The sequence below is a fragment of the Congzhengia minquanensis genome, from assembly GCF_014384785.1.
GTDB lineage: Bacteria > Bacillota > Clostridia > UBA1381 > UBA9506 > Congzhengia > Congzhengia minquanensis.
In genome coordinates, this window is the sequence record NZ_JACRSU010000001.1 from 575,010 (window position 1) to 587,722 (window position 12,713).

Genomic DNA, 12,713 nt, shown 5'->3' on the forward strand with positions numbered 1-12,713 from the left:
TTATACACTATTTAACATTACTATGCAAGAGTTTCTTGTATTTCTGTAATAAATTTTTTACAGAAAGAAGCAAATTTTCTTCTTTTTTCCTGTCAATTTTCAACACCATATAGGGCTTTGTGCCGGCTGAAACAAAAAATTTGCTGCCAAATTCCGACACCAGCCCCGCAATGGCTTCCAAGTCCATTTGCGTTTTAAAATAGCACAGAATGCTGTCGTCTTTCACTGTAATTTCGCTCAGTCCGCAGTTCTTTGCCATATATTTCACTTCGGCAACAGCTACGAGCGCGGCCACGCTGACCGGCATGTCGCCGAACCGGTCGCAGATTTCGCCCTCCACGTCCAGTTTATCCCCGTCGCTCTCAATGGAAGCAATTTTTTTATAAATATCTAACCGCTGGGCGTGGTTTTTAATGTAGCTGGGCGGAATGTAGGCCTCCACGTTAATATCCACTGCGGGCTGCCAGTCCTCTTCCTGGGGTATGCCTGAAAGCTCGCTTACGCTCTGGGAAAGCAGCTCGCAGTACATATCGTAGCCCACCGTGTCCATATGGCCGTGCTGCTGGGCGCCTAAAATGTTGCCCGCGCCGCGAATTTCCAAATCGCGCATGGCAATTTTAAAGCCCGAGCCGAACTCGGTAAATTCTTTAATGGCGCGAAGCCGTTTTGTTGCGTTTTCGTTTAGCACACGGTCGGGGCGGTAGAGCAGATAGGCAAAGGCACGCCGGTTGGTGCGGCCTACCCTGCCCTTTAACTGGTAGAGCTGGGAAAGGCCCATCCTGTTTGCGTCTTCAATAATAATAGTGTTCACGTTTTGAATGTCCAGTCCCGTTTCGATGATGGTAGTGCACACCAAGATGTCAATTTCACCCTCCAGCATTTCCATCATAATTTCCTCTAAGGGCTCTTCCTCCATTGCGCCGTGAGCCACAGAAATTTTTGCATCGGGAAACGCCTTTTGCAGTTTTCTTGCCACGGAGTCGATAGAAGAAATGCGGTTGTGAATATAGTAAACCTGGCCTCCCCGGGAAAGCTCCCTGCGAATGGCGTCGTTTGTCACCGCGTCGTTTTGTTCCATTACCACAGTGCGCACGGGGAACCGGTTTTCCGGCGGCTCGGTTAAAACGCTCATGTCGCGGATGTTAATCATAGACATGTGCAACGTTCTGGGGATAGGCGTTGCCGAAAGCGTCAGCACGTCCACATTGTGTTTCATTTCTTTAATGCGCTCTTTGTGCTTCACCCCGAAACGCTGTTCTTCGTCCACCACCAAAAGCCCCAGGCTTTTAAACTCAATGTCCTTTGCCAAAAGCCTGTGGGTGCCGATAACAATATCGATTTCGCCGCTCTTTAGCTGTTTTACAATTTGTGCCTGCTCCTTTTTCGTTTTAAACCGGGAAAGCTCCGCCACCTTTACGGGGAACTTTTTCATGCGGTTTGTAAACGTGTTAAAGTGCTGCATAACCAAAACTGTGGTGGGGGCTAAAATCGCCACCTGTTTCGAGTCCATCACTGCTTTAAAGGCGGCCCGCAGGGCAACCTCCGTTTTTCCGTAGCCCACGTCGCCGCAAAGGAGCCGGTCCATGGGGCGCACGCTTTCCATGTCCTGCTTCACTTCTGCAATTGATCGAAGCTGGTCGTCGGTTTCCACATAGGGGAACTCCTCTTCAAAGGTCTTCTGCCACTCGCTGTCTGGCGAAAAGGCAAAGCCTTTTGCGTTTTGCCGGGCGGAATAAAGCGCCACCAGCTCTTTTGCCAGCTCTTCTGTGGACTCTTTCACCTTTTTCTTCTGCCGGGCAAAGTCTGCGCCGCCCATTTTGTTTAACCGTACAACGCCGTCTTTTCCCACATATTTCTGCAAAAGGTCTAACTGGTCGGTGGGAACATAGAGAAAATCGTCCCCGTTATATTTCACTTTTAAATAGTCGTGCCGCTTGCCTTCCACCTCTAAAGTGTCAAGCCCCATATACTGGCCAATTCCGTGGGTGCGGTGCACCACATAATCGCCGATGTTTAAGTCGTTAAAATCCCGGATTCGGCTGGCAGAATCCATTTTTTTGCGCTTTAGCCTGCGCTTTGGGCTGCGCCCGAAGATTTCTTCTTCGCCAAAAAAGGCAACCTTTGCTTCTTCATAATAAAAGCCTTTTTTTAGGCCGCCGGGCATCAGATTGATTTTGCCTGCCACCGCCTGCCCGTGTTCTGCGTTTACTGCCGAAAATCCCGCAGCGGCAAGGTCGCCCTCTAAGGCCGCCTGTCTGTCCTTGTCCACAGAAAATACCACGGTATAGGTTTTGAGCCACTCGTTCAATTCCTCATAGAATTTGTCCCGCTCTGTCGGCGCTTTGCCGATTTCTCCGGCATTTATATGCACCTCTGCTTTGGGATGATAGTCCTGCGTTGAACGTGGAAGCTCCAAAAGCCCAACAAAGGGATGCTTTAACAGTTCATGAAGCACATCGTAGTAATTATGAATATATTTTTCCTGAAACTGAAAGTGTTTGTCCTTTTCTGCCAAGGCTTTCACCGTTTCTTCAATGTCCCAGTTTAAGCCCTCAACCCGCTCTGAAATGGCCTGGGGCTCGTTAAAAAACACAAAAGCGTCGTCTTCGAAATATTCCAAAACACAGGTGTCGGCATTCTTGGAGCGGAACGATTCGTCCGCCGGGCCGATTTTTGCATGTTCAATATTTTCCACAGAAACCTGGGTAAACACGTCGAAGGTGCGGATAGAGTCCACCTCGTCGCCGAACAGCTCAATTCGGAACGGATTTTCGGCAGACGGGGGAAACACGTCTATAATGCCGCCGCGGACGGAAAACTGTCCCTTGCCCTCCACCATGTCTTCTCTGGTGTAGCCCATGTTGGTAAGTTTTTTTGAAATTTCTGTGACTAAAAGTTCGTCCCCAACAGCAACTACGAGGGCGCTTTCGCGGTATGCGGCAATGTCCACCGTAAACTGCAGCGCCGCGTCGATGGACATAACTGTGACCGAATTTTTTGCGCCGCCTGCCAGCTTTTCAATAATTTCCAGCCGCTTGTTTTGCAGCTCGTGGCTTTTTGCGTCGGCTTTAAAAAACTCCAGCTCTTTCGACGGATAAAAATATGCCCCATCGGGAAAGTAGAACAAAAAATCCTCGGCTATTTTTTTCGCAGTGTAGTCGCTGTCGGTTATAAAAATGCCCTGGCGGCCAAATTCTTTGCACAGCATTGCTGCAAAGTGCGCTTTTGCAGGGGCATTTAATCCCACCACGTTCACCGCCTCTTTGCCTGAAAGCCTGCCAATATCCGAAAAGCCGCAAAGCTTCTTTGCGGCGTCTAAAAAAACATTCATTTAAAATACCTTCCCGTTATAGTTGTTCATTGCGCTTTCCGCACCGCTTCTAATAATTTCGGGCACGACCTCCTCCACCACACAATCCACCAGTTTTGACAGATGGGAAACCTCTTCTTTTGAAAACCGGCCCAAAACCCAGTCTGGCAAGTCATAATTTTCCGGCGGCGCGCCCACGCCGATTTTAATTCTGGTGAATTCGTCGGACGCAAGCTGGTAGATGATAGACTTAATTCCATTGTGGCCGCCGTCGCTGCCCTTTTTGCGAATTCTGAGCCTGCCACAGGGAAGGCTCACGTCGTCGTGAATGACAATCACATTTTCCGCCGGAACCTTGTAGTAGGAACAAATTTCCCTTAAAGCTTCCCCTGAAAGGTTTACAAAGGTCTGGGGTTTTACCAAAAGCACTTTTTCGCCCGCGATATTCCCCTCGCCGATGAGGGATTTGTGCTTGATCTTATTTATTTTTATGCCATATTTGGCTGACATATAATCCATTGCGATAAATCCAATGTTGTGTCTTGTCCCGTCATATTTCTTTCCCGGATTTCCAATGCCTAAAATAACAAACATAGTGCGTTTCCTTTCATTCCTTTATATAAGTCACCGCCACCCCGTCGCCGATTGGCAGAACGGTGGTTTCAAACCGTTCGTTTGCGCACAGGTAGCTTAAAAACTCCCTGAGCCTGCGGGTGATGGTGATGTGTTTTTTCGTTGCCAGTTTGTCCGACGCGGTCATGCCCATATACAGCACGTCGTCTGTAATAATCACGCCGCCGGGATTCATTTTGGCAAGGCACAGGTTAAAGTGGGTTTGATATTGCCCCTTTGCCGCGTCTAAAAACACAAGGTCGAATGCTGCGTTTAAATTTTCCAATACCTCGCCTGCGTCGCCGAAAATGCAGCGGATGTTCTCCTCCGCACCCCGCTTTTTGATATTCTCCTTTGCCATGGCAAGCACGGCTTCATCCCGCTCAATGGTGGTGATATGCGCCTGGGGCAGACAGGACAGCATCATAAGCGCACTGTAGCCAATGGCAGTTCCCACCTCTAAAATCCGGCTGGGACGGGCGGCAAACAAAAACGTTTTTAAAAACTGTTCCACCTGGGGTTTTACAATATAGATGTGGTTTTTTTCTGCAAAGTTCCGCAGCTCCTCAAAAAAAGGCTCGTTTTGTTTCAGGCTGCGGTTTAAATAATCTTCAATATAGTCATAAACAATTTGGCTCATGCGTTTTCTCCCTCCAAAAGCTGCCAGCGAAGACTAGAAAACCGTTTTGCCTCATAGTCGTTGTCCACCATTTTTTTTAAGGCCGCCTTTTGGCCCACCAAAACCACCATTTCCCTGGCGCGGGTTACGGCGGTGTATAAAAGATTTCGGGAAAAAAGCTTTTCTGTGCCGAAAAAAACAGGAATGACCACGGTTTTAAACTCGCTCCCCTGGCTTTTATGTACGGTGACGGCATAGGCCAGTTCAATTTCGTCCAGCAATGCATTTTCATATACCACTTTTTTCCCATCGTCAAACAAAATGGTAACAGATGCGGTTTTCACCTCAACAATTCTGCCCATGTCGCCGTTGTAAACACCGGAGCCCTCGTCACCGCCTGTGCGTTTCCACAGCAGGTCATAGTTGTTTTTAATCTGCATCACCTTATCGCCCTCACGCAGAATTCTGTTTTGAAACGCCCGCTCGTTTTTTCCCGGTTCCCCGGGGTTTAATAGGGCTTGCAGGGCGGCGTTTAAGGCATAAACACCGGTTTGCGTTTTTTTCATGGGGCTGATGACCTGAATGTCTGCCATGGGGTCTAATCCATAGGCGTTGGGCAGGCGGCGGCACACCAAATCAGTTAACAGCTGGGCTGTTTTATAAGTGTCCTCCGCTTCCACAAAAAAGAAGTCCTTATCCTTTTTGTTTAAAATTGGATATTCCCCCAGATTTATTTTGTGAGCGTTTACCACAATCATGCTTTCTTCCGCCTGGCGGAACACAGTGTCCAGGCTTATAGTGGGAACTATGCCGGAGGATATGACGTCCGACAGCACGTTCCCCGCGCCCACCGAAGGAAGCTGGTCGCTGTCCCCCACCAAAATGACCCGTCCGCCGGGCTTAATGGCGGAAAGCAGGGAACTCATTAAAATTGCGTCCACCATGCTGACCTCGTCGATGATAACAACGTCCTCCTCTAATGGTTCTGTACTTTCGCGGACATATTCCCGCAGCTCGTCGTCATCGGTAAAGCCCACCTCCAGCAGGCGATGAATGGTTTTTGCCTCGCGGCCAGATAGCTCTGTCATGCGTTTTGCGGCTCTCCCCGTTGGGGCGGCTAAGGCAATTTTCTTTTTCGATTTTTCAAACAGTTTTATAATAAAGTTAATGGTTGTGGTTTTTCCCGTGCCCGGCCCGCCGGTGATAACCGTAACGCCGCTGTTTAAGGCGCACAATGCGGCCTCGCGCTGTTTTTCGGCCAGGGAAATTCCCGTTTCTTTTTCTAACTTTTCAATTTCTGCTTCGGCATCTTTCACATGTTCTTTTTCACTGCCGTTTAACAGCTCTTTCATGCACATTGCCGAAACAAACTCGGCGTGGTAAAGCGCAGGCAGAAACACACAGTCTTCATCATCTATTTTTTTGCACACCAGCTCGTGGTCTGAAAACAGACGAATCAGTGCGTTTTCGGCCTCCAGCCCGTCTATCCCAAGCATGCGCACCGCCAGCGTAATGAGTGCCCCCCGCTTCAAATAGGTATGTCCCTCGCTGGCGGCGTAAAAGGTTAAAATATATTTTATGCCTGATTGAATCCGAAACACGCTGTTCCGCGCACCGCCAGCCTTTGACGCCACCATGTCGGCGGTTTTAAAGCTGATGCCGCGAATGCGCTCGCAGAGGATGTATGGGTTTTCCTTTATCATTTCCACCGCATTTTTGCCCAATAGGTCGTAAACCTTTACGGCATAGCTTGCCGAAATTCCATATTTTTGCAGGAACAGAATGAGCTGTTCCTTGTCATAAATGGCCATGTAGTTTTCAGAAATTTTCATGGCCTTTTCTACGGTAATCCCCTTAATTTCAGCCAGGCGCTCCGGCGTGTCCACAATAATGCGCAGGGCGTCTTCTCCAAACCGGTCCACAATTTTTTCCGCCGTGGCGCGGCCAATGCCCTTCACCACGCCGGACGACAGGTAGGTTAAAATGGTATCTTTAGACTCTGGTTCTACGCGCTGGAACAGCGACACCTTCAGCTGCTGGCCGTAGCTGGGGTGGTTAACCCACGTTCCGCTGACGATTAACATTTCGCCGCGCTTTAAAAAGGGCAGCGTGCCCACGCAGGTGATTAGACCCTCTTCTCCAGCGTCTAAATCGAAAATTGCGTAGCCGTTGTCCTCATTTTGGTAAATTATTTCGTCCACCGTGCCCTGATAGGCGTCTTTATCGTTCATAGGCTGTGTTCTCCAATATACTGTTTCACCGACTCATACAGCCCGGGAGAAACCGCGTCGAACCACTGATAGTCTCCCCGGCGGAACCACGTCAGCTGGCGCTTGGCGTAGTTTCTGCTGTTTTGTTTGATTTTTTCAATACATGCCTCTCTTGTGACCGCGCCGTTTAAAAACTGCACGGCCTCCTTGTAGCCAATTCCCTGCATGGATTGGCAGTTCGCCGGAATGCCCCGTTTTAGCAGGGACTGAACTTCTTCAAACAAGCCTTGCTCCACCATGCCGTCTACCCTGCGGTTGATGCGGTCATACAAAATGTCCCGCTGGCAGGTAAGGGCTAAGAGCACAAAGTGAAACGGCGATTTGTTTAATTTCGACTGTGCGTTTTGCTGGGTCAGCGTCTTTCCCGTGGCAAAAAACACCTCCAGCGCGCGGAGCACCCGTTTTGTGTTGTTCGGGTGGATAGAGGCGGCGGCCTCCGGGTCAATTTCTGTGAGTCGTTCGTGCATGGCTTCTTTTCCAAATGTTTCAAGCTCCTGTGTGAGCTTCTTCCGCACAGACTTGTCCGTTTTCTCTTGAATGAAAGAAACATTGTCCACCAAAGATGAGATATAAAGCCCTGTTCCGCCGGTTACAACGGGCACCTTTCCTCTCGACTGAATTTCCGATATAACCTCTTTTGCCCGGGCACAAAAGTTTGCAACACTAAAGCTATCGTCCGGCTCTAAAATGTCCATCATGTGGTGGGGCACGCCCTGCATTTCTTCTTTTGTGGGTTTGGCGCTGCCGATGTTTAAACCCTTATAAATCTGCACGCTGTCTGCCGAAACCACCTCGCCGCCCAGCTCTTTTGAAAGCGCAACCGACAAGGCGGTTTTTCCCGTGGCGGTTGGCCCGGCAATTACGATTACTTTGTTCATCTATACAATCCTTTTAAACTGTTTTTCAATAAATTCTTTTGTAAACTCCACTGTAATGGGCCTGCCGTGCGGGCAGGTGTTAATGCCCGTTAAGCTGAAAACGCCGTCTAACAGCTTTGTCATTTCTGCGTGGTTTAAAACCGCATTTGCTTTCACCGCGCCCCGGCAGGCAATGCGGTAAAGCATTTTTGCCGCCAGATCGTCGTCCACGTATTTTCTGCTGCCGGAAAGCATTTCAATCACCTCAAGCATGGTGGCTTTTACGTCGCACTCCCCTGCCTCTGCCGGCGTGCCGCGGACAATGATTTGCTTCTGCCCAAACTCGTCGGCCAAAAAGCCCAAATCGCAGATGGCCTCCTGGTTTTCTACAAACGCAGCAAACTCTGTTGCTGTCAGAGTCAGCACCTCAGGACACAGCAGGAGCTGGGACGAAATTTCCCTCCCCCGGTATTGCTGAAGGAGCTTTTCATACCGCAGCCGCTCGTGGGCGGCGTGCTGGTCTACCATGAGCATTTTCCCGTCCTTTTCCACTATGATGTAGGTTGCAAAAACCTGTCCGCATATTTTATACACAGGCGCGCCGCTTTCCGGCACCACTGGCGTTTGCTCCGCCGTTGGCAAGCTCTGTTCTGTGGAGGCTGCAGCTTCGGGCGCAGGTTTAATGATTGGCTTTTGTGCAGGAAGTTTAAAAGCTTCCTGTCTATTTTCCAATGCAGGCGGCTCGTTTGAAGAGCAAGGCGGCATAACTTTCGTCGTGTGTGTAGGCGTAAAGCCGCCTGTTTCCTTTAAAGTCGCAGTCGGCTCCTTGGGTAGGTTCGTTTTCACCTGCGGAGCAGTTTGCTCCTGCATACTACGTTCTTCTGCCTGGGACTGCGGCCGCACAAACTGTGGTTTAATGTTTTTGTGCTCCTGAACCTGCGGCACAAAATTCGACTGATAAAGGGCGTTCTTCACTGCCCAGTAAACGCAGTGGTAAATGTGCTTTTCCTCTGCAAACTTGGCCTCTAATTTTGTGGGATGAATGTTAATGTCCACATTCTCCGGCGGCAGGGTGATGTTTAACACACAGGCCGGAAATTTTCCCACCATCAGCTCATTTTTATACGCTTCCTCTGTCGCCCGGGAAAGAAGTGCCGATTTTATGTACCGTCCGTTGACAAAAAAGTTTTCCATGCCGCGGTTACTCCTAGCGGCGGCAGATTTTCCGCACATGCCCGAAACACTAACGCCCCGTTCTTCAAAATGTGCCTCAACCATGGCATTTTTAATGTCCTTTCCGTAAACAGCATAAATGGCCGAGGACAGTAAATTGTCGCCCGGCGTAAACATTATTTCTTTTCCGTTGTTAATAAACTTCACTGAAATTTCAGGGTGGGACAGGGCCAAGCGCGACACAATGTCTTCAATATATCCTGCCTCCGTAAAGTCCTTTTTCAAAAACTTCATGCGGGCAGGCACCGCCTGAAACAAGTTCCGCACCACCACGGTGGTTCCGTCGGGACAGCCGGCCTCGGCCACGTCTAAAATCTCGCCGTTATAGGCCACCATGTGGGTGCCGCTGTCCTCCTCCCGCACCTTTGTGTAAATTTCCAGCCGGGACACCGCGGCAATGGACGACAGTGCCTCCCCTCGAAATCCCAAAGTTAAAATTTTTGTCAGGTCGTCCTCCGTGGCAATTTTGCTTGTGGCGTGGCGGATCACTGAGAGGGAAACGTCCTCCTTCGTCATGCCGCTTCCGTTGTCGGTCACACGCATATACGAAATTCCGCCGCCTTTAATCTCAACGCAAACACTGCTTGCTCCTGCATCCACCGCGTTTTCCAAAAGCTCTTTAATTACAGAAGCAGGCCGCTCAACAACTTCGCCTGCCGCGATTTTGTCCGAAACGTTTTTTTCTAAAACTTTTACTTTTCCCATGGAATTCCCCCAATTCTTCCGTTAGCCCCAAAGCATAAATACGTCTTTAAATGCAATGAAAATTGAAAATGCAATTAACAAAACAAATCCCGCAAAGTGCACAATTGCCTCTTTTTCCACCGGCACCGGCTTTCTTCTCACCATTTCAATTAAAACAAACAAAATTCTTCCGCCGTCTAACGCCGGAATGGGGAACAGATTGAACACCCCCAAATTTATGGTGAGCAAAATGGTTAAGGCGAGCAGACTTTGAAAGCCCTCCCAACCGGTGGTGCGGGTTTCTTCCACCACATTTCCGATTTCCGACACAATGCCCACGGGCCCTGAAATCTGCGAGATCGGAATGTCGCCTTTTATCATGCTGATAAACGAGTCTATAATAACGCCGCTGTAAAATCCGGTTTTATACCAGGAGTTCCGAAGTGTTTGAAACAGCCCGTTCTGCTCTGTTTTTAATAAAATGCCGTAGCTTGATTTTCCATTGGAAGTTTCGGGTACAATAGAAACCGTTCTTTTTTCGCCGCCGTTTTTCACTTCCAGCTGAAGCTCTTTGTTTTCTCTGGAATTGTTGGACATTGCCCAGGATAAATCTTCAATAATGTGCACCCGTTTGCCGTTTGCCCGCAGAATTACGTCGTTATCCTGTAAGCCCGCCGCTTCCGCCGCGCCGCCCTCTGTTACACTGTTAACCTTGGGAACAACCGTTTCCGCAGTGCCAATCGTTAAAGAAAAAATTAAAATAAAGCCCAGCAAAATATTCATAAACGCCCCGGCCACCAAAATGATGAGCCGGATATATGGCTTTTTATTGTTTAAAGCCCGCTCGTCAGTCGTGTTTTCGTCCTCACCCTCCATGGCGCAAAATCCGCCGATGGGAATGAGCCGCACGGAATAGAGCGTTTCTCCCTTTTGTTTTCCAAACAGCTTTGGCCCCATGCCAATCGCAAATTCGTTCACTTTAACACCGGAGAGCTTTGCCGCAATGAAGTGTCCCAGCTCGTGAATGAAAACCAAAACTGCAAAAATTAAAATCGCTGCCAATGTTGTAAAAATGATGTTCATTTGGTCTGCCTTTCTGCCATTTGTTTTTTTCCGAAAAAATCTAATGTAGTGTATGCAGTTTCGCGCATACATATTCTCTGGCCCACTTGTCCGCCTCAAAAATTTGGGAAAGGGACGGCCGTTTCATGGTTTTATGGGCGCACATTGCCCCCTCCACTAAATCTGCAATATCCAAAAATCTGATTTTGCCGTTTAAAAACAACGCCACCGCCGCTTCGTTTGCGCCATTTAACACCGCGGGCATGGTGCCTCCCGTCTTGCCTGCTGAAATGGCCAGCGGCAGGCAACGAAACGTTTCGAAATCAGGCTTGTCAAAGGTCAGCGGCGTTTTGGTTAAGTCCGGCTCATTACCGTGCATAGAAAGCCGCTCAGGATAGGTAATCGCATACTGTATGGGAAGCTTCATATCCGGCGCGCCCAGCTGCGCAATCACTGCGTTGTCTGCAAACTCCACCATGGAATGAACAATGCTCTGCCGGTGCACGAAAACGTCGATTTTTTCAAACGGAACGCCAAATAGGTGTTTTGCCTCAATCACCTCAAGCCCCTTGTTCATCAGCGTGGCGCTGTCCACTGTTATTTTTGCACCCATGCTCCAGTTGGGGTGGCGCAGGGCTTCTTTTGCGGTGATTTGGGTCAGCTCGTCCTTCGTCTTTCCGAAAAACGGGCCGCCGGAGGCGGTAAGCAAAATTCGTTTTACTTCGCTGTCAAAATTATCCCGGTTTACCCGGGCGGCAAGACATTGGAAAACAGCGCTGTGTTCTGAATCTACCGGAATGATTTCGGCGCCGGTTTGTCCTGCCCGCTCCATCACCATATCTCCCGCAGTTACCAGTGTTTCCTTGTTGGCAAGGCCAATGCGTTTTTTCGCCTCCACCGCAGCAAGGGTGGGGGCAAGGCCTGCAATGCCCACAATGCCAGTGATCACCGTGTCCGCTTCCGGGTGAGCGGCAATTTCTTCAAGGCCCGCTGTTCCGGCCAAAATTTTTGTGCCAATGTCCGCTGTTTTTATTTTCAGCTCCGCAGCCTTTTCCTCGTTTGTTACGCAGGCAAACTGCGGGCGGAATTTTCTGATTTGTGTTTCTAAAACTGCAATGTTGGAATGTGCGGATAGCGCAAAAGCACGAAATCCCCTGTTTGCCTCAATTACTTCAAGGGACTGCGTGCCAATAGAGCCTGTTGCGCCCAGTATTACAATGTTTTTCAATTTGTTCTCCTTTTCATATTACTGGAAAGTATGTAATAAAATAATACACAACCGGAGTGACGAAAATTAAACTGTCAATCCGGTCTACCAAGCCGCCGTGGCCGGGAATGAGTTTTCCAAAGTCCTTTGCTTTATACGCCCGTTTCATTACCGATGCAGAAAGGTCGCCGAACTGGGCCACTACACCGCAAATTAAGGCCAGCAGCAAAAGTCTCGGAAAATGTACATTAAAATCTAACATCCATAAAATAACGCCGTAAATGGTAAATGAAACCACAGCGCCAACCACAGCCCCAATTGCTCCCTCAACGGTTTTGTTTGGGCTAACTGCCTCAATTAGCTTGTGCTCGCCAAACAGATTGCCGGCAAAATATGCCGAAGTGTCGGGTAAAAACGCGCCGATAAAAGCTAAAAACACAAGGGCAAGTCCGTTTTCCATGTGCCGAATGAACGACAGATGGATTAAAAACACCACCGAATAGAGCACCAAAAACAGCGAGGCGCACACGTCGTTAAAGTTAATTTCTCTGTGGTCCACCACGGAAAAAATCAACAGCGTCATCACAAAGAAAATGGTAATCATATAAATTACCTGGTTGCCTGTGTCCATGCGGAGGAAACCGGAGAGCATATAAAGCCCTGCGAAAATATAATCAATAATGACGATGGAAAGCTTTGTTTCCTGTTTAAACGTCACCATAATCTCATGAAGAACAACAAAACAGGCGGCACTGACCGCCAGCGTAAATACCCATTCCGGGGCAAAGGTTACAATCAGCAAAACAACTACCAAAATTGCCGCGCTGACCAGCCTCGTTTTCAGTTTTGACCAAGCCAA

At 49.0% G+C, this 12,713-nt stretch carries 9 protein-coding genes; all 9 read right to left on the reverse strand.

What is annotated here, in order from left to right:
• Nucleotides 1–7: 7 nt before the first annotated feature.
• The 9 genes from mfd to H8698_RS02695 are packed head-to-tail and all read right to left on the reverse strand — an operon-like array spanning nt 8 to nt 12,713.
• Nucleotides 8–3,331 (reverse strand): transcription-repair coupling factor, encoded by a 3,324-nt coding sequence (gene mfd, locus H8698_RS02655; protein ID WP_249311067.1) that lies wholly within the window; start codon nt 3,329–3,331, stop codon nt 8–10.
• Entirely contained in the window at nt 3,332–3,904 is a 573-nt protein-coding gene (gene pth / locus H8698_RS02660) for an aminoacyl-tRNA hydrolase (protein ID WP_249311069.1), read from the reverse strand.
• A gap of 13 nt (nt 3,905–3,917) precedes the next feature.
• Nucleotides 3,918–4,562, reverse strand: coding sequence for an O-methyltransferase (locus H8698_RS02665; protein WP_249311070.1), 645 nt, complete (start codon nt 4,560–4,562; stop codon nt 3,918–3,920).
• Nucleotides 4,559–6,772: an SF1B family DNA helicase RecD2 gene (recD2, locus tag H8698_RS02670; protein ID WP_177679913.1), complete on the reverse strand. Its 2,214-nt coding sequence runs from the start codon at nt 6,770–6,772 to the stop codon at nt 4,559–4,561. The genes H8698_RS02665 and recD2 overlap by 4 nt, the downstream gene beginning before the upstream one ends.
• Nucleotides 6,769–7,689: a tRNA (adenosine(37)-N6)-dimethylallyltransferase MiaA gene (miaA, locus tag H8698_RS02675; protein ID WP_249311071.1), complete on the reverse strand. Its 921-nt coding sequence runs from the start codon at nt 7,687–7,689 to the stop codon at nt 6,769–6,771. Before miaA ends, recD2 begins: the two co-directional genes overlap by 4 nt.
• Nucleotides 7,690–9,606, reverse strand: a complete 1,917-nt coding sequence (mutL, locus tag H8698_RS02680) for a DNA mismatch repair endonuclease MutL (RefSeq protein ID WP_249311073.1) — start codon at nt 9,604–9,606, stop codon at nt 7,690–7,692. It abuts the gene before it with no gap.
• 21 nt (nt 9,607–9,627) lie between these two features.
• Complete coding sequence (locus H8698_RS02685; RefSeq protein WP_177679910.1) at nt 9,628–10,668, reverse strand: M50 family metallopeptidase; 1,041 nt, start codon at nt 10,666–10,668, stop codon at nt 9,628–9,630.
• 40 nt (nt 10,669–10,708) lie between these two features.
• Complete coding sequence (locus H8698_RS02690) at nt 10,709–11,875, reverse strand: 1-deoxy-D-xylulose-5-phosphate reductoisomerase (protein ID WP_249311074.1); 1,167 nt, start codon at nt 11,873–11,875, stop codon at nt 10,709–10,711.
• A 13-nt stretch (nt 11,876–11,888) separates the two neighbouring features.
• On the reverse strand, nt 11,889–12,713 hold the full coding sequence (locus H8698_RS02695; RefSeq protein ID WP_249311075.1) for a phosphatidate cytidylyltransferase: 825 nt from the start codon (nt 12,711–12,713) through the stop codon (nt 11,889–11,891).

Coding starts and splice junctions, on each gene's coding strand:
- miaA (WP_249311071.1), bottom strand. CDS start 7,689: ATGAACAAAGTAATCGTAATTGCCGGGCCAACCGCCACGGGAAAAACC.
- pth (WP_249311069.1), bottom strand. CDS start 3,904: ATGTTTGTTATTTTAGGCATTGGAAATCCGGGAAAGAAATATGACGGG.
- H8698_RS02685 (WP_177679910.1), bottom strand. CDS start 10,668: ATGAACATCATTTTTACAACATTGGCAGCGATTTTAATTTTTGCAGTT.
- mutL (WP_249311073.1), bottom strand. CDS start 9,606: ATGGGAAAAGTAAAAGTTTTAGAAAAAAACGTTTCGGACAAAATCGCG.
- mfd (WP_249311067.1), bottom strand. CDS start 3,331: ATGAATGTTTTTTTAGACGCCGCAAAGAAGCTTTGCGGCTTTTCGGAT.
- H8698_RS02665 (WP_249311070.1), bottom strand. CDS start 4,562: ATGAGCCAAATTGTTTATGACTATATTGAAGATTATTTAAACCGCAGC.
- recD2 (WP_177679913.1), bottom strand. CDS start 6,772: ATGAACGATAAAGACGCCTATCAGGGCACGGTGGACGAAATAATTTAC.